This is a genomic window from Chitinophagales bacterium, from assembly GCA_016787225.1.
Taxonomy (GTDB): Bacteria; Bacteroidota; Bacteroidia; order Chitinophagales; family JADJOU01; genus CHPMRC01.
Genome location: JAEUUY010000026.1, coordinates 1 through 21,715, shown reverse-complemented (window position 1 = coordinate 21,715; position 21,715 = coordinate 1). Strand labels below are relative to the sequence as shown.

25 protein-coding genes are annotated in these 21,715 nt (G+C 35.3%); 15 read left to right on the top strand and 10 right to left on the bottom strand.

Going from position 1 to position 21,715, the window contains the following annotated elements; translation table 11 throughout:
• The first annotated feature begins 120 nt into the window (after positions 1–120).
• The gene (locus JNL75_09495; GenBank protein MBL7790045.1) at positions 121–1,161 is read left to right on the top strand and encodes a site-specific DNA-methyltransferase; all 1,041 of its coding nucleotides are present in this window, start codon (positions 121–123) and stop codon (positions 1,159–1,161) included.
• Positions 1,162–1,170: 9 nt separating this feature from the next.
• Here JNL75_09495 and JNL75_09490 read toward each other — a convergent pair whose 3' ends face one another.
• Genes JNL75_09490 through JNL75_09475 form a run of 4 tightly spaced genes read right to left on the bottom strand, consistent with a single transcriptional unit; the run spans position 1,171 to position 5,651 of the window.
• Positions 1,171–2,100, bottom strand: coding sequence for an aspartate carbamoyltransferase catalytic subunit (locus tag JNL75_09490; protein MBL7790044.1), 930 nt, complete (start codon positions 2,098–2,100; stop codon positions 1,171–1,173).
• Between the two features lie 2 nt (positions 2,101–2,102).
• Positions 2,103–2,660: a bifunctional pyr operon transcriptional regulator/uracil phosphoribosyltransferase PyrR gene (gene pyrR / locus JNL75_09485; protein MBL7790043.1), complete on the bottom strand. Its 558-nt coding sequence runs from the start codon at positions 2,658–2,660 to the stop codon at positions 2,103–2,105.
• Complete coding sequence (locus JNL75_09480) at positions 2,645–3,079, bottom strand: hypothetical protein (protein MBL7790042.1); 435 nt, start codon at positions 3,077–3,079, stop codon at positions 2,645–2,647. Before JNL75_09480 ends, pyrR begins: the two co-directional genes overlap by 16 nt.
• A gap of 28 nt (positions 3,080–3,107) precedes the next feature.
• The gene (locus JNL75_09475; GenBank protein MBL7790041.1) at positions 3,108–5,651 is read right to left on the bottom strand and encodes a S8 family peptidase; all 2,544 of its coding nucleotides are present in this window, start codon (positions 5,649–5,651) and stop codon (positions 3,108–3,110) included.
• Between the two features lie 173 nt (positions 5,652–5,824).
• On the opposite strand from JNL75_09475, the gene JNL75_09470 reads away from it, so the two are divergent.
• Positions 5,825–6,316, top strand: coding sequence for a GNAT family N-acetyltransferase (locus JNL75_09470; GenBank protein ID MBL7790040.1), 492 nt, complete (start codon positions 5,825–5,827; stop codon positions 6,314–6,316).
• A complete protein-coding gene (locus tag JNL75_09465; GenBank protein ID MBL7790039.1) occupies positions 6,313–6,885 on the top strand; it encodes a polysaccharide deacetylase family protein in 573 nt (190 codons plus the stop codon). The genes JNL75_09470 and JNL75_09465 overlap by 4 nt, the downstream gene beginning before the upstream one ends.
• Before the next feature lie 217 nt (positions 6,886–7,102).
• On the opposite strand, the gene JNL75_09460 is transcribed toward JNL75_09465, so the two are convergent.
• From JNL75_09460 to JNL75_09450, 3 genes are all read right to left on the bottom strand, one after another.
• Entirely contained in the window at positions 7,103–7,573 is a 471-nt protein-coding gene (locus tag JNL75_09460; protein ID MBL7790038.1) for a hypothetical protein, read from the bottom strand.
• Positions 7,570–7,749, bottom strand: coding sequence for a hypothetical protein (locus JNL75_09455; GenBank protein ID MBL7790037.1), 180 nt, complete (start codon positions 7,747–7,749; stop codon positions 7,570–7,572). Before JNL75_09455 ends, JNL75_09460 begins: the two co-directional genes overlap by 4 nt.
• Before the next feature lie 488 nt (positions 7,750–8,237).
• Positions 8,238–9,395 carry a homogentisate 1,2-dioxygenase gene (locus JNL75_09450; GenBank protein ID MBL7790036.1) on the bottom strand — a complete coding sequence of 386 codons (1,158 nt, stop codon included), beginning with the start codon at positions 9,393–9,395 and terminating at the stop codon, positions 8,238–8,240.
• A gap of 102 nt (positions 9,396–9,497) precedes the next feature.
• On the opposite strand from JNL75_09450, the gene JNL75_09445 reads away from it, so the two are divergent.
• From JNL75_09445 to JNL75_09415, 7 genes are all read left to right on the top strand, one after another.
• Positions 9,498–11,174: an RNA pseudouridine synthase gene (locus JNL75_09445; GenBank protein MBL7790035.1), complete on the top strand. Its 1,677-nt coding sequence runs from the start codon at positions 9,498–9,500 to the stop codon at positions 11,172–11,174.
• Positions 11,175–11,261: 87 nt separating this feature from the next.
• Positions 11,262–11,984, top strand: coding sequence for a hypothetical protein (locus JNL75_09440; GenBank protein MBL7790034.1), 723 nt, complete (start codon positions 11,262–11,264; stop codon positions 11,982–11,984).
• A 30-nt stretch (positions 11,985–12,014) separates the two neighbouring features.
• Positions 12,015–12,494, top strand: coding sequence for a DUF3828 domain-containing protein (locus tag JNL75_09435; protein ID MBL7790033.1), 480 nt, complete (start codon positions 12,015–12,017; stop codon positions 12,492–12,494).
• Between the two features lie 586 nt (positions 12,495–13,080).
• Positions 13,081–13,284, top strand: coding sequence for a hypothetical protein (locus JNL75_09430; protein MBL7790032.1), 204 nt, complete (start codon positions 13,081–13,083; stop codon positions 13,282–13,284).
• A 9-nt stretch (positions 13,285–13,293) separates the two neighbouring features.
• A complete protein-coding gene (locus JNL75_09425; GenBank protein ID MBL7790031.1) occupies positions 13,294–13,761 on the top strand; it encodes a hypothetical protein in 468 nt (155 codons plus the stop codon).
• Between the two features lie 167 nt (positions 13,762–13,928).
• A complete protein-coding gene (locus JNL75_09420; GenBank protein ID MBL7790030.1) occupies positions 13,929–14,093 on the top strand; it encodes a hypothetical protein in 165 nt (54 codons plus the stop codon).
• A gap of 53 nt (positions 14,094–14,146) precedes the next feature.
• Complete coding sequence (locus JNL75_09415; protein MBL7790029.1) at positions 14,147–14,497, top strand: hypothetical protein; 351 nt, start codon at positions 14,147–14,149, stop codon at positions 14,495–14,497.
• A gap of 90 nt (positions 14,498–14,587) precedes the next feature.
• Here the strand turns inward: JNL75_09415 and JNL75_09410 are convergent, their stop codons facing one another.
• Complete coding sequence (locus tag JNL75_09410; GenBank protein MBL7790028.1) at positions 14,588–14,923, bottom strand: hypothetical protein; 336 nt, start codon at positions 14,921–14,923, stop codon at positions 14,588–14,590.
• A 130-nt stretch (positions 14,924–15,053) separates the two neighbouring features.
• Positions 15,054–17,693 (bottom strand): outer membrane protein assembly factor, encoded by a 2,640-nt coding sequence (locus tag JNL75_09405; protein ID MBL7790027.1) that lies wholly within the window; start codon positions 17,691–17,693, stop codon positions 15,054–15,056.
• 380 nt (positions 17,694–18,073) lie between these two features.
• Between JNL75_09405 and JNL75_09400 the strand changes: the two genes are divergently transcribed.
• From JNL75_09400 to JNL75_09380, 5 genes are read left to right on the top strand one after another with little or no spacing between them, the layout of a single operon-like run.
• A complete protein-coding gene (locus JNL75_09400) occupies positions 18,074–19,342 on the top strand; it encodes a serine hydroxymethyltransferase (protein ID MBL7790026.1) in 1,269 nt (422 codons plus the stop codon).
• 28 nt (positions 19,343–19,370) lie between these two features.
• Entirely contained in the window at positions 19,371–19,748 is a 378-nt protein-coding gene (gcvH, locus tag JNL75_09395) for a glycine cleavage system protein GcvH (protein MBL7790025.1), read from the top strand.
• Positions 19,723–20,121, top strand: a complete 399-nt coding sequence (locus tag JNL75_09390) for a hypothetical protein (protein MBL7790024.1) — start codon at positions 19,723–19,725, stop codon at positions 20,119–20,121. Before gcvH ends, JNL75_09390 begins: the two co-directional genes overlap by 26 nt.
• 2 nt (positions 20,122–20,123) lie before the next feature.
• Positions 20,124–20,789: a ComF family protein gene (locus JNL75_09385; protein ID MBL7790023.1), complete on the top strand. Its 666-nt coding sequence runs from the start codon at positions 20,124–20,126 to the stop codon at positions 20,787–20,789.
• A 48-nt stretch (positions 20,790–20,837) separates the two neighbouring features.
• A complete protein-coding gene (locus tag JNL75_09380) occupies positions 20,838–21,323 on the top strand; it encodes a GNAT family N-acetyltransferase (GenBank protein MBL7790022.1) in 486 nt (161 codons plus the stop codon).
• A gap of 2 nt (positions 21,324–21,325) precedes the next feature.
• On the opposite strand, the gene JNL75_09375 is transcribed toward JNL75_09380, so the two are convergent.
• Complete coding sequence (locus JNL75_09375; GenBank protein ID MBL7790021.1) at positions 21,326–21,556, bottom strand: hypothetical protein; 231 nt, start codon at positions 21,554–21,556, stop codon at positions 21,326–21,328.
• Positions 21,557–21,715 lie beyond the last annotated feature (159 nt).

Sequence of the window (21,715 nt, the reverse complement as noted above, 5' to 3'; positions counted from 1 at the left end):
TTTATCAAACAACGGACTATCAATTATAACGGACAAATTGTTGGCGTAAACAAGGGTAATTGGGACAAATATCACGGTTTTGAATACATTAATCAGTTCTATGGAAAGTAGCTTTCTTTGGTGCGTGACAAAATGAAAGAAGATGCTACGATATGGATAAGTGGCACGATGCATAATATTTTTTCAGTCGGGCAGATATTGACAGAGCTAGGTTTTAAAATACTAAATGTCATCACTTGGGAAAAAACCAATCCTCCGCCTAATTTTTCTTGTCGTTATTTTACTTATTCTACTGAGCAAATAATCTGGGCTAGAAAATCTGAAAAAATCCCGCATTATTATAACTATGAGTTGATGAAAAAGCTCAATGGAGACAAACAGATGAAAGATGTTTGGACTCTTCCAGCCATATCTCCGTGGGAAAAATCCTGCGGTAAGCATCCGACACAGAAGCCATTGTCGGTATTGACTAGATTGATTTTAGCATCGACCAAACCGCGAGCATGGATACTAGACCCTTTTACAGGCAGCAGTACTACCGGCATTTCTGCTAATCTTTGCAATAGAAGATTCTTAGGAATAGATAAAGAAATCGATTTTCTTGAAATAAGTAAAAATAGAAAAAGTGAAATCGAAGTTGAAGCTACTAGATTAAATTACATTAAGAAAATTTCAAAATTAAATTCGAGTTTAGATTTTGCAAAACATATAGAAGGTGAAGTGGATGATAAAAAGATTAAAGTTGTTCTCGGATTTTGCAAATCATCTAGTCTAAAGTCTAAATTAGAACAAGATACATTTAGATTTGATGCTATTGATAATAAATTAGCTATCAAAGATTTTCCTATTGGTATCGAAGATGGTTCTCTCGTTGTTCTATATTCTGGTGGTAGGAGCAAGCCCTATAGGTTGACAGGTCTCAATGGTAAGATTCAATCTATTAAGTTAATGAAACATGAAGAAAGCATTAGTAGTTCTAAACGACACCTCTATTATGAGATAAAATTGGATCAAAATTTTACATTGGAGCCTGCGTTTTGTTTTGAAATGAATGCACAGAACCTTTATGATGAGGGCGATTCTTACAATATGAATTTATTTAGACAATACCTACCTTCTTTGACTACTTTGGATCGTATTTTAAAATCTAAGAAGGATTAATTCTCTAACTTAACTTCTCTGCATTCTCTGCGAAAAAAGCAAATAGGTTACTGCCATTCGCACGGCGACGCCATTTTCTACCTGATCGAGAATGACGGAATGAGCAGAATCAGCTACATCCGTTGTAATTTCGACGCCTCGATTAATAGGACCTGGATGCAGTATCGTTATGTTTTTTGATAGTTTATCAAGGCGCTCCATATTGACTCCATAGAATTGTGCATATTCACTGGTCGATGGGAAATAAGCATCGTCTGCACGCTCCATTTGTATGCGAAGTACATTGGCTACATCGCACCAAGCAAGCGTTTCTTCTATATTGTGACTCACGGTGACCCCCAGCTCTTCGACATATTTTGGTATCAAGGTAGGTGGACCGCAGAGCTTCACATTCGCTCCTAGTTTTTTGAGACAGAATATATTGGATAGAGCGACTCTAGAGTGCATGATATCACCGATAATAGCCACATTGAGTCCTTTGAATCCACTATGTTTTTCGCGAATAGAAAAGGCATCAAGCAATGCCTGCGTTGGGTGCTCATGCGTTCCATCCCCTGCATTGACGATATGGGCATCGATATGTTTGGAGAGGAAAATAGGAACACCTGGGCTACTGTGTCTAATGACGACCATATCTACCTTCATAGCCAATATATTATTGACCGTATCGAGCAGTGTTTCCCCTTTTTTCACCGAAGAATTAGAAGACGAAAAATTAAGAACGTCTGCGGAAAGTCGCTTCTGCGCTAGTTCAAATGAGAGCTTTGTGCGCGTTGAATTTTCAAAGAATAAATTAGCTATAGTGAAATCGCGCAATGTCGGCACTTTTTTCACAGGTCGATTGATGATGTCTTTGAATTGCTGTGCTTGATCCAAAATTTGAACGATTTCATCTTTATGAAGTGGTTCTATTCCTAGTAAATGCTTGTGTTTAAACATATCTATTTCTGAGTGAGTATTTCCACTCTATTTTTTTTTGAATCTTTTTCTAATAAAACTCTGACTTTTTCCTCTTCTATAGAGTCTATAGTTCGCCCTATGTATTTAGCCTGAATAGGTACATGCCTATGCAGTCTGCGATCTATTAGTACGAGCAATTCTATATCCCTCGGTCTTCCATAATCCATCAGCGTATCTAGCGCAGCACGTATTGTTCGACCAGTATAAAGCACATCATCTATGAGTATTATATTTTTTTTATCTAATGAACAGGGAATTTCGGTTTTTGCCATGGTCAAACTCGTACCTTGAATATGAATATCATCTCTGTGCATAGAAATATCGATGTATCCCTTGTGTACTTTCTTTTTTAATTTTTGCTCTATCAATTGGTGAATAAGGTCGCACAAAATTATACCTCTAGGTTGCACACCTAGTAGCATAGAATCATTAAAATCTCCATGAACCTCTATCAATTGATGAGTTAGACGATGCAGTATAAAGTCAAGCTGCTGCGCGTCTAAAATGATTTTATTGACTTCGTTTATAGATTTAACCATGTTTTATATGGTATTCTGGATAGGATAAGTATCAAGGCAATGCCGAAATACAATATTCCTTTGATATGTTTGGTTTGGTCTAAAGTTGATTTTTTGATGGAAATAAAGCCAATAGTAAGCAAAGCTATGGCTAATATATTAGTAGCTGGATGCTCCACCGCAAGCATTCGCAGAGCTTTCTCGCTCATAACGCCCTTCATATTTTCACTCATCATTGTGAGATAACCCATTTGAAACCATACACCAAAGCCTAATAGCAACTGAAAGTGACTAGTTATGAAAGAAAGACGCCCTAAGGTCATATTAAGTTTCTTAAATTCTGATTTTTGAAAAAACCCGATTAGTGATACTATAACAAAAGCAATAGTTGTTATTAGAAAAAAATAAGCCACCAATCCGTGAATACTTTTTAATATCATGTTTTAAATTTTTAGCAAATTTAAGATATTATTTCAATAGAATTCTATATTTCTCCATAGTTCCATCTGTATAGACCACTAAATAATACACCCCTTTGGCTAAATTTTCTAAGGAAACAACCTTCTGGTGAACCACATTGATATCTCTAATTTTGATTCCATATACATTAAATAAGGAAACATCTAGGCTTTTGATGTTTGATGGAATATGGAAATATATCTTATCATCTGTTGGATTAGGATAAATGACAAGTTTATTTGATTCATAGTTGACTATAGATGATGGCGGAAATGCGCATGAGCCATCATTTACATTTGCTTTGGGATTATAATTTATAGCCTTAGGATTTGTGCATCCATAAACTTTTTTGATACAAGAATCATTATCGACATTAGCCAAAGGGTTATAGTTGATACTTCCCGTGTCGGTACATCCATAAACTTTTTTGATACAAGAACCATTATCAACATTCGCCAAAGGGTTATAGTTGATGCTTCCCGTGTCCGTGCATCCATAAACTTTTTTGATACAAGAACCATTATCGACATTCGCCAAAGGGTTATAGTTGATGCTTCCCGTGTCGGTACATCCATAAACTTTTTTGATACAAGAACCATTATCAACATTCGCCAAAGGGTTATAGTTGATGCTTCCCGTGTCCGTGCATCCATAGACTTTTTTAACACAAAAACTGCTATCCTCAAAATCACTAGATACACTATAGTTAATGCTTCCAGTATCTTTGCAGCCATAGGTTGGTTGATAGCTCAATAGTCGAAAGGCGTCGACTTTGCCATAGCCATAGGTGCTATTCGCTATTGGTGTTGTAAAACTGTCTTTTTTAGCTGTCTTTTTCAGCAGATAGAGTAACTGACTGGACCAATAATCTGATTTTTTTTCTAAAAGTAAGGCTAGAGTTCCTGTTACAACGGGAGAAGACATTGATGTTCCTCCGGCTATGACATATTTTCCTGTAATCCCTAATCGTCTTCGAAGTGAAACATTCCCTGCATAAGATGCACCCGTGATAGAGTCTATAGTAGTGAGAGTTCCAGCTCCTGTGGCTACGATATCTGGCTTGATGCGATCATCGCGTGTAGGTCCTTTACTCGAGTTACTGGCTATTTCATTTTGCTTGCCACCATATGCTCTATATATGGTATCGATATCGATAATTCCATGTTTATTGACATAATTTCCTACGGTTATAATCTTATCCGAACATTGAAATCCAGATACAATAGAACATGCCTGATCTGATAGTTTGTATCGCACAATAGCAGGATTAACTGCAGGAGTTGGCAACGGACTGGTATACAAGGCTGATGTTGTTTGTAAGGATGGGTGTACCCACATATCTAATTTTCCCTGACCAGCAGCGGAGAATCTCCATAGATAGGTAGTTTTTTTAGGTTTGATATAGCATTGAAAATTGACAGTATTTTCTTGTTTTAAGACATAAAATATTGCTGTACCCATTGGGCTATCAATAATATTTTTAACTACCATGGAGTCTTCGTAATAGCCATACTTGATTAATGAATCAAGGAATCTCGATTTAAATGGGAAAAAATAAGATTGAGATAAAGGTAGTAAAGTAGGATTAGAGTCTGCTTGAATTCCAATGATTAAATTTCGAACATCTGACGTATCCGCCCAGAAATTAAAATAAGTTCCTAGAAAGCCCGAAGAATAAGTGAAATCAGAAAAGCTGGTATCATTGTTAGGTGTGAAACGTATATGCTGATTCATGTGACCTGCATTGCCAGAGGCAGCTATAATGGCTCTTCCTTTTTTATTGAGCGTAGCTTCTAGCATTCGCGTGCTGGCATCTCTACCATCGTGAGAACCATCGTATGTTCCTACACTGAGATTAATTACAGCAGGTAAATTGAGGCTATCTGCAAGTTTAAGGATATAATGTACACCATCTATCATGTTGCTTAACCACGCAGAATTATTTTTTAAGGATACAAAGGCTATTTTTGCTTCAGGAGCAGTTCCTCTATTGGGAGAGTAAGAATTTCCATTGCCTACAGCTATACCAGTTACATTCGTTCCATGACTCGTAGAGATATTAGCTACATGTCTGCAATAGCCTGAGTCTATAGCATTTTTAGTCCACAGATGACCATAGCTGTATCCTACAGGAGGTATGCTATCTTTATTCTGATCCCAGAGAGCCAATATTCTGCTATCATTGGGGGCGTTTTTAAAATCTAAATGCCTCCACTCCAATCCGAAATCTATAATCCCTACCAAAACATTTCTACCTTTGTAATTTGCAGTCAGTGGCGCTATTCCAGAGTGCACGGAATCTATGTTATTGAGAATTCTGGCAGAATCCAACAAGGGTCTCATTTCAATCAATCCGTCTTCTATTCGTCTTATCCAGGTTTGTTTGTATAAGTCATGGATATTTTCTTTCGGTACGTATATGGTAAAATAGTTGCCTATAGATGTGCCGATTTTAATTTGTTTATTTCGTTCTAAATATTGATTCAAATGACCAGGCTCTGCCTCTATGATCAATGGATATTCTCCTACATGTTGCTCAAACTTTAGTCTCATCGATAGTGATTGAGCTTGCAGAATATAATTAGAGATTATAAATAAAATAATTGCGCAGAACCTCACGGATAGTATGCGTTTCAGTTTTATTACATGTAGAAAATTATACATTATATTCAATTATACTAGCAAATTTGGCTATAGTGAAGGCATCCTTTTTAGTTTTTCATCTAATGAGTTTAATCAGGGCAAGAAAAAATATATGTACATTTGTCTATTACAAATTTACGAAATCTTTGAGTATCTCGAAAATAATTTATGCTAGTCCTCAATATTGGGCTTTGCTTCGTATGCGAGAAATCGAGTTGCGATTGCCTCTCGGCATGCGATATCAGAAATTGGATATAAAAAATGAAGCGGAAGAGTGGATTTATGCTTATTTTTTACAAGACCGAATTGTGGCTTCTTGTCAGTTTATCATAGAAGGAGATAAAGCAAAAATGCGCCAAGTGGCTACAGTCAAAACCTATCAAGGCAGAGGAATAGGAAAAGATTTATTTATGCATTGCGAAGAAGAGCTGAGGAAACATGGAATAAAAGAAATATACTGTCATGCTAGGAAAAATGCGATTCCTTTTTATGAAAAACTAAACTTCGAGATTTATTCTGATGAATTTGATGAGGTGGGTATTCCTCACTTGAAAATGAAAAAGACCTTGGTGTGAGAATTGTTTATTCTTGGATTCAAAAATGGTTTAGCCAGCTTCAATTTTTCTACACTGGGTCTGAAACTTGGCACCTCACGATAGATGACGGACCTAGTCCGAATACCTTATGGATATTAGATTTGCTGGATACCTATAACACAAAAGCTATATTTTTCTGTATAGGAAAAAATATCGAAGCCTATCCTGACTTTTTTAATGAAATATTAAAAAGAGGACATCAAGTGGGCTATCATTCCTATTCACATACAAATGTGTGGCGTCAGAATAATCATGAATTTGTGCAGGATTTTGAAAAATGTGAAGCAATTTTTAAGTCCAAAATTTATCGCCCTCCTTATGGGAAAATGACCTGGTACATATTTCAATATCTAAAGAAAAAAGGTATAAAAATAATGCTGTGGGATATCTTGACCGAAGATTGGAAAATGAATATAGACCCTATGGAAAAAATCAAGTCAAAAATCAAACAGGCAAAAAATGGTTCCATTTTCGTATTTCATGATAATGAAAAATCATTTCAAAATTTGAAAATTATGTTACCGTATTATTTAATGGAAATGAGATAAAAGTTCAGTGGTTGCCACTCCTGCGATGCAAATATGAATGCCTTTAAAGTTAAAAGCTCTATGAATAAAGCTGATACCACTAGCATGGAGCTGTCGTTCGAAAGTCTAACGCAGAAATAAGAGCAACGGTTTCTGTACCTTCATTTAAAGCGAATGATGATAGAAAAGCACAGACAACACTTCGTTTATGTCTGCTTGAGGAAATTCAACATAGATTTTAATCTATCCTATGTATTCTTTTTAACTCATAAACATCTAATAAATCTTTTGGTCTTTGTGATTTAATTTTACTATCAATAAGGTCTTTCAGTGAAATAATCGGGTAAACTAAGTTTTCATTGATGATTTCTTTTCTCCTAAGATATGCTTCATCAAAACTGCAACCAGGGTTAAAATTGGTTATTAACTCAATTTCAGATATAGGGCTTATTTTTATAGAAATGTTTTGCGCTCCATTTAAGACATCTTGAGGAAAACTATCTATTTCAAAACCTATATCTATTAGTGTATTTTTCAATCTCATGAAATTGTCTTCTGATATACTTATCCAAAAATCGACATCGGATGAATGCCTCTGATATCCATAGAAATTGACTGCTCCACCTCCGACTAGAAGCATTTGAACTTTATTCTTATTGGCAAAAAGAATAAAGTCATTGACCTCTTTATTGAATAAAGCTGTATTCATTTTTTTGTTTTTGCAAGGATGAAATTTCCTTTTTTCTCATTGTCGCTTGGTGTGATATTTTGTGCTACCATATTGAAATATCTTTGCAGTCTTTCATAGGGCGTCAGACTGAGAAATTTCGCTTCTCTTCGAGCATTGTGCTCTTCTTTGGTACCATAATAAATTTCCTTTTTCATTATTAGCAAATATAAATGATTTACAAGAGATAAAATGAAGTAATAATCATACAGAACCGCTCTTGACTCACTTTCACATTATGTCTCCTGAAAGGCGCTCATTTAGTGCTTTGCTAGGTATAGTGCTGCAATGCCTTTTTCTTTGACTACATAGAGTTATTTGTAAATTTATAATTTACAAAAGAATGGCATTTTTTGAACCCAAATTCCGCATTAAAAAATATAGAATCGATTAAGAATTTGTATTTCAATATTTTGAAAATCTCGAAACAATTTCTAAATCGTCCTGAAGAACCTTCGGGACAACTAAATCATATACTTCGCTTAGCTGTGGCTTCTAATGACTAATTTGAGGTTAAGGAGAAATCGTTCCTAAAAATGAAGAGAAGTATGTATTCACAATCGAGTCACGTAACTATAATATATACAACCGCATTCACTCTCCCTAGCCTTTTTAATATTAAGAATTTAAAATTTAAAATTAAATACTAATGCACCCAACTATAAGCGTATTCCGTCCATTCTATGTCGAGGGCATATTGTGTGAGCTTAAGGGGTCGAAAAGTGTCAATCATCACAGCTAACTCATCTGTTTTTTCCTTGCCCAAACTTCGCTCAATAGCACCTGGGTGCGGACCATGTGGTATGCCTATAGGATGGAGCGAAAACATTCCCTTTTCTACGTGGTTGCGACTCATAAAATCACCATCGACATAGTACAAAACTTCATCACTATCTACATTGGCATGGTGGTATGGGGCAGGCACAGATAGTGGATGATAGTCATATTTTCTCGGCACAAAACTACAAATAACAAAATCTTTACCATCCCATGTTTGGTGAATCGGCGGTGGCATATGCAGCCTTCCTGTAATAGGTTCGAAATTATGGATGGAAAATATGTAGGGATAATGACACCCGTCCCAACCTATAGCCCCGAAAGGGTGATACATATAAGTCGTAGGATACATCATTTGATTTTTCTTGATATATACGAGAAATTCACCCTTTTCATCGTGTGTTTTAAGATTGGAAGGCGGTATAATGTCTCGCTCACAATAGGGCGAGTGCTCCATTAACTGACCATACTTCGATAAATAGCGTTTTGGAAAATCATAAGGGCCAAACGACTCAATAATTAATAGTCTATTATTTTCATTTTTAAACTCAAACTGGTATATAGTTCCTCGAGGTATGATAATATAATCGCCATATTTAAATTCTAATTCACCATAAACAGATTTGAAAGTTCCTTCGCCTTCATGAATGAAAATACACTCATCGGCAGAGCTATTTTTATAGAAATAATCTGTCATGGATTTGGTAGGCGCACAAACAGTGATTTCACAATCATTATTGACCATAAGTGGCTTGCGACCTTTGAGATAATCATCGGTAGGGGCATGCTTGTAACCCATAAATGCGCGTGGTCGGCAATGCTCCACTTCCACTATAGGTGGAGCTACTGAAAATGCCTCAAGGTATTTAGTAGCCGTTGTGGGAGGATTGCTATGATAGACCAAAGAATAATTATTGGAAAAGCCCTCTGTACTCACTAATTCTTCTTGATACAAACCGCCATCTGGTTTTCTAAACTGGGTATGGCGCTTGGGTGGCACAGTGCCTAATCTCTGATAGTGTGGCATATTTTAAAAATTGATAGACAAATATACACTATTTTAGCAGAAAAAGATTGGAGTAAATACTTAAAGAAAATACCAAGGCCAATAAAATGTTAAGCAGAATCGATGTCATTTTTCATACCTTTTTTATCTGACGTTTCCTTATTCAAACTTCCAGATAAATTCACCTTTCCTTTTAACTATAAGCCTGCTCCTATTGCAATTCAGGCTGCAGAGGAGTTGAAATCGTATATCCAAAAAGAGATTGAGCCTATTCATAATTTTGGTTTGGAAAGTGGGGCGTCTGGAATAGGTAAAATGTTTGGAGTGATGGTAGTGCGAAATACCAAAGGAGAGCTCGGTTACATCAGTGCTTTCTCCGGCAAGTTAGGAATGAAAAATGACTATGACCGCTTCGTGCCTCCAGTCTATGATATGCTAGCAGCAGGTCAATTTTATAAAAGTGAAGAAGAGAAAATCAATATTCAAAGTGCTAGAATAAACCAACTAATAGAAGATGAAAACTATGCGCAATGGCAGGAGGAGTTGGCTAAAATGGAAGCGCAAAGTGTAGTAGAAATCGAACAATTTAAAGAAAAAAAGAAGCAAGCTAAAGCAATGCGAGTGCAAGTTCGAAATGAAATTTTGGCATTGCGAAGTAGTGAAGATGCTTTGCCAGAATTGCAAGAGCTAGATAGGGAGAGTGCAAAGTGGCATTACGACTTGAAACATTTGTCGAGTGAATGGAAAAACCGAATAGGTGACCTGAAAGAGAAAATTTTTCAGCACGAAGCTGTCATTAGTAATGAAAAGCAGAAGCGTAAAGCTATGTCTATAGCTCTGCAGCACCGATTATTTGAAAATTATACTTTTCTCAATGCGAAGGAAGAATCAAAATCTCTACATTCTATTTTCCCTATAGATAATGGAGAGCTGCCACCCTCTGGTGCAGGAGAATGTGCAGCTCCCAAATTATTACATTATGCCTATAGTCATGACCTAGAACCTATTTGCATGGCTGAGTTCTGGTATGGAAAATCACCTAGCTCAGAAATTCGCAAACATGGATATTTCTACCCTTCTTGTAAATCGAAGTGCTTGCCTATTTTATCGCATATGCTTCAAGGGCTAGAGGTGGACCCCAATCCTTTGGAAGATAATCCCGCGAAATTCGTAGACTTGGATATCGTTTATGAAGATGATGATATAATAGTCATAAATAAACCCCATGATTTTCTCTCCGTACCAGGTAAAAATATTGTGGATTCTATTTTTACAAGAATTCAGTTGCTATATCCAGAGATCAAGGATCTCATGGTTGTGCATAGATTGGATATGTCTACTTCAGGTTTGATACTCTTTGCTAAAAAGAAACATGCTCATAAACATTTACAGATTCAGTTTTTACAGAAAACGATTCATAAACGCTATGTAGCAGTTTTAGATGGAATTATAGAATCTAAAACAGGTGAGATAGATTTACCCATAGCTGTAGATTATGAAAACAGACCTAGGCAAAAAGTGAGTTTTGAGTATGGGAAGTCAGCTCTAACACGCTATGAGGTCATAGAAACCCGAAACAATAAAACGTTGGTCCATTTTTTTCCAGTTAGTGGTCGTACTCATCAGTTGCGAGTACATGCAGCTCATCTATTAGGATTGAATACTCCTATACTTGGAGACGATTTATATGGCAAACGAGATCAAAGATTATTTCTACATGCAGAAGAGTTGTTATTTATTCACCCATCTTCAAATAAAAAAATCAACTTTAAAGTCGAGTCAGGATTTACCCTTAACTAATTCTGCATCAACTTCCTTGTAACCATAAAGACATATACATTCCAATAGACTTCTTGAAAATAACCAATAAATGATTTTATGCGATTAATGAAAATTCTAACTTTAAGTTTAATAATTAGTATTTCTATATATTCACAGATTGATTATGACCGCATGTCCTTGAATGAAGCACTTATTTTCTTAGAAAAAACTATGCCCCCTAAAGAAAAATTGAAATTTAAAAAGCAGGAGGAAAAAAAAGCTGTAAACAATCAGCATTTCGTCATGGGAATTTGGATTCGAAATAATATGCTTAATAATCCAAATAGAATTTCTAGGTATTTTCTAGAAAGAGGCCTAGCACATCCAGATGATTATTCCTATATAATTCTACTTGCTCTACATAGAAAATTAAATAAAAGGAAACTAAATATAGACAAAGAAATACAAAGGATATCATCACTGTATAGTGGACTTGACCCTTGTAAGGAGCTGTCAAAAAGAGTAGATAGTGTGAATTGTGCTCGAATTAAAGTAGGAGATTCTATTCAAATTATAATGCCTATAGACTCTGTGTTAGGAAATGATGGTGTTTATATTTACAATACCTTAGGATTCGGTTGTGATACATCAAGAAGGCATTTAATCAATTATAAAAAATTAATCATACGCGGTCATGTTAGTGAAATAAGAGACTTCTGTTATGAGCTAATATTAAATGTCACTTACTTAAATAGAGAAGATGTTACTGTACTCAATCAGAAAATAGAGATAAATAAAAAATTTATATTTCTGTTTTCAGATTTATGGATAACTAGATTGACAGAATAGGTATATTCGCCCACAAACAGCAATATTGAGATGGGAAATCGAATAATTAATTTAAAAAGTTTAGCAATTGTAATAAGTATTTTATTTAGTTGCAATAACAGCGAAAGCGAAACTGTAGAATCAATGGCAACAAATGAAACAGAAGAAGTGCTTTTATCACAATCAAATAATGAAGATGAACAAGCTCGTTCAACACTATATAATTTTTATACAGAGTATTTATCTCAAATAGCTAAATTCCCTGTTGACGAGAAAAAATTAAAAGGTATAAAATCAAGCTATTGTTCAGATAGGTTATTGCAGATATTAGACACATTGGAATTGGATTATGACCCATTCACAAATTCGCAAGATTTTGATTCAAATACAGCTAATCAACCAACCATTACTAAAAAGTCTGATTTATCTTATATGGTTTCCTTTGCTAATTATAACGAATATACCATAACATTATTCTTGATTAAAGAAAAAGATAAGTATTATATAGACTCAATATTAGATTTGTATTAAGTCCGCCTTCCTCATAGCGCAGATATTAGCGACAGCGATATCTGTGCTATAAATTAAAATGATTATCTTTACATCATGCTAAGGTTGTCTCTATTCTTATTTAGCCTAGCTTGGTTTAACCTTTGGGGTCATGACATTATAAGTCATGTTACCAATCACCGCTGCTTTACCTCTCATAGTGGTTGGTATCAATTAAATAGATAAGTAAAATGTGGCATAGTAAGGTCTTATTATTTCTATTTCTAAGTGAAATTTCTTGTACTACCTTGAAATATAATAGTAAATTGACCTTTGAGATAAGGGAAATTAATAGTGGAAAAGTTTCGAAAATAATGTCTGAAAGAGACATTCAATGGTTTGACATAAAAACAAAGATTTAGTCATCTATTTAAACGGGAAAAGATATTTAGATTTTTATTTACAGTGCAATTGTGGCAATTTTGTAAGGACAGAAAAAACCAAAGTGTATATGCTAAATAATTTTGACTTTATAATTACAAGTTTTGCTAAGTATGATGATTCCTTAAAATTTAATGATATTGGTTTTTACAAGCAGTTAAAGACTATGAATAAAATTAAAAGTTAAATGAAGGTTCTCCCACTAGTGCGAGTTTGCAACACCTACATAGCGGAGATATTAGCGACAGTAATATCTGTGCCCTTTGCGGTGTGGTCTCTGGACAGCGAATTAAAAATCACTTCTAATCCTACTAAATTTGTAGCCCCAACTCTTAGAGAAAATTTCTATCAATATAGAATGAGTCTAAAAGGATGGAATTCTGGAAAATAAAATAGTTTTATGAGATATCAAAATAAAGTGATTACAACATTTCTCGTTATTCTATTTCTTATAGTTTATTTGGTTTACTATAAGGATAAAAATAAGATTACAGCCCAATCTTTTAGTTCTAATTTTAATATAAAGGAGATAAAACTAAGAAATGAACCTGTTTTTTATTTAAAAGCAAAGATATGGGGAGTATCTGGTAACCATACTCGAATCTTATTATCGAAAAAGCCGGATAACGATTTTAATAACGAACAAGACATTGTGTTTTATACGGATATGATTTTTTATAGGATTTCATTAAATCAAGATTCTTTGATAATCTACGCTGAATCCTGTTCGATAAGTAACGTTACAAGAAATTTTTCAGATAAAATTAAAATTGTAGAATTGAATGATAATGACCAAATATTCTATTACACGAAAAATTATGTAGAATTAAATTTAAAAAAGATTTCAGTATATGATTCCCTCCACTGAGCGAAGTCTATTGACTTCGTTCGAGTGATAATAAATCTGTGATTTAATCTACATAGCGCAAATATAAGCGGAAGTGGTATCTTTGCCTTTTTCTTAAATAGACTATCTTTAGACCTTGCCTCGAATGCTGATTTTATGGTTTAGTATATTCTGGTCTAGTATATTGAGTGCTGACACTACGGGCAGCGTCTATGACTTTAAAAATGACAGGTGGGAGCACTTGGCAACAAGGAGGACTATTTTCAGAAGCTATGCTTACACAATCAGCGCAAAGAGTTGGTTATAGAATAGGAAATGATTATTTTAAGGAAAGATTATTGCCTGTAAGATGAAAAAGATATTGTATTTAGCTATTTGCCTTTTATTCATATTGATTTATTTAGATATGCGTAGAAAGGTTGTAAATATTGACAATAAGACTCAACTTACAGTTTGGAAACGCTTGGGAGGAAGTTGTTATATCATGCCATATTCATATTACGGAATTTTATCTCCTAAGGATAATTTTATAAAATATAGCAATGTAGGAAGTATGGACTTTTACTGGAAAGATAGTTTAATCTATATCCCATTTGCTACCTATAACGATGAATTATTTATTGTAAATAAATCCAAAAGATGGAGAATTATACACCTTAATTCTGACCATAAAATTCCGTTGAAAAAGTTTAATAGAGTTGATATTGATGTTCGATATCTTGTAATAAAAGATACAAGTGGAAAAATATTAGAATAAACCCCTCGCTGGTGCGAGTTTGCAAACTCGTACCTTAACCAACCGCTCTTCGCGCTGTTGTCACCGCGAAGTTTAGAAATGTCATTTAAGTTAGACAAAAGATTTGATAATAATGGCATGATGAGTGTTCGTTAGAGCATGATGGTTGACAATAATGCCATGTTGAGACTTCATTAGAGCATGATGATTGACAATAATGGCATGATGAGTATTCATTAGAGCATGATGATTGACAATAATGACATGATGAGTATTCATTAGAGCATGATGATTGACAATAATGGCATGTTGAGACTTCATTAGAGCATGATGATTGACAATAATGGCATGATGAGTATTCATTAGAGCATGATGATTGACAATAATGACGTGATGAGTATTCGTTAGAGCATGATGATTGACAATATTGGCATGATGAGTATTCATTAGAGCATGATGGTTGACAATAACGCCATGATGACCATTAAATCATAAATAATAGAATTAAAGATATGGGGATTTACCCTTGACTACCCCATCAACTATTCAATATTAGCCAAAAGCTAATAACTAAGCCCTACTGCGGCTCGAAGCTTAGGATAAATCTAAACTTGCCATATTTGTCGAAAATACTGGCATTTTGAAGTCCTGGAGGTACATATTTATCTACTCCTAGACCATAGTCAAATCCTAGTAAGCCGAACATTGGAAGGAAGAATCGAACACCCAGACCATAGGATTTTTTCACATTGAATGGATCAAAGTCTTTAAATCGTTCCCAGCCATTTCCCGCTTCTGCAAATAACATGGTATAGATAGAAGAGCCTGGATTGAGCATGATAGGATATCTCAGTTCGAAGATATATTTATTAAATACTGTTGCTCCTTGGAAAAACTCCCCCTCTTTATTGATAGTCACCTCACGTTCATCGTAGCCTCTGAGGGCATAGGTTTCCTGTCCGAACTGATTCCACATCACGAGACCATCTCCCCCTATTCGGAATCGCTCAAATGGAGATATGCCATAGCGACTATTAAAAGAACCTATGGTCCCAAATCGCGAAGCAAATCGAGCCACCAAATTTCCAGCTAAAGGCATATAAACATCCGTAGAGAATTTCCATTTATGATATTCTATCCAGTTCCAATGTTGAGACTTGCTTAAGTTAGGATCTTCGTAGTTTAGATTTCTAGAACTAAATATTTTCGAATAAGGAAGTGTCGCCTGAACGGAGAATGATATATTTGATCCTGTAGTAGGATAGATTTGAGGCCCTATAGGTCCATTCAATGAATTTCGAGTGAGGGTAAATCTTCCATACAAGTTATTGACTACACCCGTCGAAAAGTTTGCTCCGAATTGATTGTTGTTTTCCAATATGTTATTCTCCATGGTCACGCCAAAGAAGGCTACAAAATAATCATCTGGCCAACGAAGACGCTTCCCTACTTCTACAGAGAAATTATTACGTATAAATAAACTTCTAGATCCGTCAGCTAATGGATTGGAAAATCTACTGTGTGTTCCCGACACCGTTAATGAGGTAGGACTCTTACCACCTAGCCACGGTTCTGTAAATGAGACGTTAAATATTTGGCTCAATACACCAGAAGACTGCACATTGATCGCCAGCGTCTGCCCATCACCAGAGGGGAGAGGTTTCCACGTTTTGAGATTGAACATATTTCTCAATGAGAAATTGGTGAAATTCATTCCTACTTGTCCATAAAAGAAATTCGCATATCCCAATGAAAGTGATAATTGATCGTTCGGTTTTTCTTCCACAATGAGGTCAATGTCTACGGTCCCATCTTCATTTGGCTTAGGCAGTATCTGAGTGGCCTCAGGATTAAAGTATCCCATAGCTGCTAATTCACGCTGGGTTCTTATTAGCTTTGATCGGTCAAATTTATCTCCAGGTCTTAATTTTAATTCACGACGTATGACATGCTCATTCGTTTTGACGTTTCCTGAAATGGTAATATTGTTTATTGTCGATTGATTGCCTTCATAGACTCGCATAAGATAATCTACACTATCACCTACCACAGCCACTTCTTGTGGATCTATTCGGAAAAATAAATATCCGTCATCCATGTAAAGTCCAGATACGTCTCCACCTTCAGGATTTTGTTGAAGTCTCTTATCTAGTTTTTCCTGATCAAAAGGGTCACCCTTTCGAATATCCAATATCTGAGAAAGTATAGAGTCTGGATACTTGGTATTTCCTACCCAGTTTATATTTCTGAAATAATATTTTTTGCCTTCGTCTACTTTGATAAATATTTTAACTCGCTGATTCGAATGTTCTACGACGGTATCCCAAGTAATTTTAGCATCCCTATGACCGAGACTAGCATAATGATCCTTTATAGAAGCGAAGTCTGCCTGTTTTAGCTCCTCTGGTTTGTATTTAGCTCCTGCAAAAATGTTTGGCTGTATAAATTCCGAAGCATAATTTTTTATGTTCTTAGGTGTGATAACTCCCAGATAATCGTACCAGCTCCAACCAGGATTGGCAAGGTGTTTTTTGAATCTAAACATTTCCAATAACTGAATCTTAGCCTGTTCTTTGTTTTCTTTCATGGCTTTTTTAAGGCCAGCACTAGAGGCTTTTTGGTTATCGATAAAAATGATATCTTTTACAACATATTTATAACCTCTATCTATATTGATTTTTATAGCTACACCATTGGCTATAGAAGAGTCTGCTACTTTATCAATCGTTATTTTAGGATAAATAAAAGATTTTTCTTTGTAATAATTCTTGATAATGTTTTGGATGTTTGTTTCTAATTGGTCGTTGAGTATAGAGCCAGCTCGTAACTCCAGTTTTGGTCTCAATTCTTCTATGTCGCCTTTCTTGACTCCTGTGATTTTATATTTGGTTATCCTTGGTTTCTCCTCTAATTTAATTAGTAGAAATACACTTTTTCCTTGGTAGCGTTCTGCTTGAATATCAATATTGGAGAATAAGCCTTGTTTCCAAAGTTGTTTGATTGCTTGAGTTGCTTCTTGTCCCGGTATGTGAATGGTTTGACCTACACTCAATCCAGATAAGGCTACGATCATTGCTTTATCCGTAGTAACGGGTCCTTCAACTCGTATAGCAGCTATGTTGTACTCATTTTCCTGTGATTTTACCTCACCTATGCAGATGAAAAGTAGTAAAGTTAGAAAAAGGTTAAACTTGCTATATTGAATCAACTTGTTCATTTTTGAATAAAACTCCAAATATCCATATTTTAGCTCAAAACTATCATTTAATAATGAGGGCGCTTTGGAAATAACTTATAATCCCAAATTAATCATTAGAAGCCACTACGTGGCGAACTATATGATTTAGTTGGGGTTATCCCGATTTAGAATTTGTTTTAAGATATACAAAATATTGAAATACAAATTCTTAATCGATTCTGCATTTTCTAATGCAGAATTTGGGATAATTTGCTTAATTTCAGAATTATTTATCTTTTTTATAAGTATTATGTCATGTTTTTAATCCTATACTTGTTGTAAAACTTATAGTAATATTTTTAGCTATTAACTATTAGCTGTTTGATTACATTTGCTTCAAATAAAATAAAATATAATAAATGAACGATAACATCATCGAAAACTTAATAAAAGAAGAATATACTCGACAGCGTGAAGGTATAGAACTGATAGCCAGTGAGAACTATACATCGGAGGCTGTGATGCGTGCTATAGGTTCTTGCTTGACCAATAAATATGCAGAGGGATACCCAGGACGTAGATATTATGGAGGATGTGCAGTCGTAGATAAGGTGGAGCAAGAAGCCATTGATAGATTGAAAAAATTGTTTGGTGCTGAATATGCTAATGTACAACCACATTCTGGAGCTCAGGCTAATGCAGCAGTGATGCTAGCATGTCTCAAGCCAGGCGATGTTATCTTAGGATTAGACTTATCTCATGGAGGTCACCTGACGCACGGTTCGCCTGTCAATTTTTCTGGAAAACTTTATAAGGCTGAGTTTTATGGGGTAGAGCAGGAGACAGGTAGAATCGACATGGATAAAGTGCATGCAAAGGCAAAGGAATGCAAACCCAAAATGATAATTTGTGGAGCATCAGCCTATACGAGAGATTATGATTTCCCTAGATTCAGAGCTATAGCAGACGAGGTGGGGGCTATTTTGCTAGCTGATATTTCGCATACCGCAGGTTTAATAGCTGCAAAACAATTGAGTGATCCCATACCATATTGTCATATTGTGACTTCTACGACACACAAGACACTTAGAGGTCCACGTGGAGGTGTCATTATGATAGGCAAGGACTTCCCCAATCCATGGGGTCACACGAATCCGAAAGGAGAGGTCAGATCTATGGGTGAATTAATAGATTTAGCTGTTTTCCCAGGCACTCAAGGAGGACCTTTAGAGCATGTGATTGCTGGAAAGGCAGTAGCTTTTGGAGAAGCTTTGGCAGATGATTTTATTACTTATCAAAAACAAGTCTTATCGAACGCACAAGCTATGACCAAGGCTTTTATTGATAAAGGATATCATTTGGTTTCGGGCGGTACTGATAATCACCTATTGCTTATAGATTTAAGAAATAAAAATATTTCAGGGAAAAAGGCTGAGATTACTTTAGGCAAGGTAGATATCACCGTCAATAAAAATATGGTTCCATTTGATGATAAATCTCCATTTATAACCTCTGGTATTCGCATTGGTACACCAGCGATAACTACCAGAAAAATGAATGAGTCAGATATGGTCAAGATTGTAGAATGGATCGATAGCGCTATAATGAATCATGAAAACGAGGCTGTTTTAGCCTCTATAAAACAGGAAGTAAATAATTTTTCTAATCAGTTTTATCTTCCTAGTTAAATTTGTCCTCTAAAATTAAAAGTAAATAATGAATTTTCCAGCTAATCTAAAATATACCAAAGAACACGAGTGGATACTTGTAGAAGGAAATAAAGCGAAAATCGGAATCACAGATTTTGCTCAAAAAGAATTGGGTGATATCGTCTACCTAGATATCAATACTCAAGGAAAAAAAGTAGCTCAAAATGAGATTTTCGGTACTATAGAAGCTGTAAAAACAGTTTCTGACTTGTATATGCCCGTAACAGGTACTATTTTGGGCATCAATAGTGCACTAGAGGCAGATCCACAATTAGTTAATTCTGATCCCTATGGTGCAGGTTGGATGGTAGAAATAGAGCTAGCCAACGAAAGTGAATTAGCTGGTTTGCTCAGTGCAGATGACTACTCAGCCATTGTGGGATAATACCTACTTTTTCCCAACTTTTTTTCGTAATAAGTGGGGCTTATTCATAGGTCTCGCGTTATTGGTTTTGGTGCTATCTCTCATACCACAGAAATCTTTGCCAAAAGTAGGATTTACCAGAGTGGATTTAGTGGTTCATTTAGCCATGTATGCTAGCCTTGCCTACGCACTTAGTTTGGCATTATATAGCCATATCTCAGGGCCTACCATTACATTATGGAAATATCCAGTATTACTAGGTATATTTGGATTTGTTATAGAAGTTTTGCAGAAAATTCTTCCTTTCAATCGTTTTTTTACTTGGGAAGATACCATTTGCAATTTTGTAGGTGCTTGTAGTTTTTATCTATGGGTGCATAAAATAAGAGGTTGAGTATGGAAATATTCCTCAATACCTGTGCTTTTTGCAATAAACGAATTTTAGCTTCCAACAATTTATTTTGCATCGAGTGCAATGGTCTGCTCCCAAGAACCTACTTCAATTTATCAGAAGATAACATCGTATTAGACAAGCTGAAGCCATTTATAAACCTCAAAGCAGCTGGTTCGTTCTTGTACTACAATAAAAATGAAATGGTGCAGCAGATTTTATGGGAAATGAAATATAATAACAATCAGGAATTAGCGCGCGAAATGGGAAGGCTAGCCTATAGTAACCATGAAAATATGTTTTCAAATTCGATAGATTGTTTTATCCCTATTCCTCTGCATGCCTCTAAATTACAACTGAGAGGATATAACCAGACAGAACGCTTTGCAGAGGGATTATCTGAGGTTTCTAATCTACCTATGTACAAAGATGTATTAACTAGAAATAAGAAAACAATCTCACAAACCAAGCTCGATAGAAATGAACGTTTTCAAAATCTAGATGCAGCTTTTAATGTTGTTAATGTTGAAAAAATTAAAGGCAAGCATCTCGTCTTGCTCGATGATGTCGTGACCACTGGAGCTACACTTATTTCTGCTGGGCAATCTCTCCTGGAGGCTGGCTGCGCTAGTCTCAGTATCTATACTTTGGCAACGGCATTTGAAGTTTAAGTCTTAATTATAACTGGAAATTTTCGAATAATTTAGAATACTCACCCTATGATAAAACTACTCCCCGCTACTTCTGCCGAAATACCTACTATTTACCAACTGGCAGTAAAAATTTGGAATCACCATTATGTGCCTATTGTTGGTCAAGAACAGGTAGATTATATGTTGGCTAAGATATATTCAACGGAGGATTTGACAAGGCAAATGACGGAGAGCAAACATCAATTTTATCTTATAGAAATCAATGGACTAATCCGAGGATTCATATCTGTGAGTGGACAAGAGGATATGTTTATACATAAATTTTATATCGATCAGGATATACAGGGTCAGGGTCATGGAGCTACAACCTTTAGCGAACTTCTTGCTATTTATCCTGCTGTAAAAACTTTTTCTCTTACTGTCAATCGAAGTAACTACAAGTCCATCAACTTTTATTTCAAGCTCGGTTTCAAAATAGATCATGTCGCTGATTTTGACATTGGACAGGGCTATTTTATGAACGATTTTGTAATGAAGTGGGAAAGGAAGTAGTCCTATACTTGCTTCCCTCTTATCTTAAATCCTAAGAGAGTCATAGGAATAAATATGACTAATCCAACGATGATAAACCAAGTCGGGTGAGGAAATGAAAGAAAATTGATGACTGCTGTGAGTGTGAGTATAGTGCCAGCAATTAAAGGTAATTTTGTAGATTCTGATTTGCTGATAAGTCTTATCAAGAAACCGCAAATCATTGAGCCTATAGCCCATCCGAAGAGAACCATAGCCCAAAACAATATAGGTTGTCTCGTCCTAAAATTACTTGACAGTTTTTGGTTAAAAAACTGATTTGGATTACATTTTTTTCTCTAAATCCTAAACAAATGTACAGTAATATTTTTCATTCCTAATAATTCAATACTTCTGATTATTACTTTTCCTGA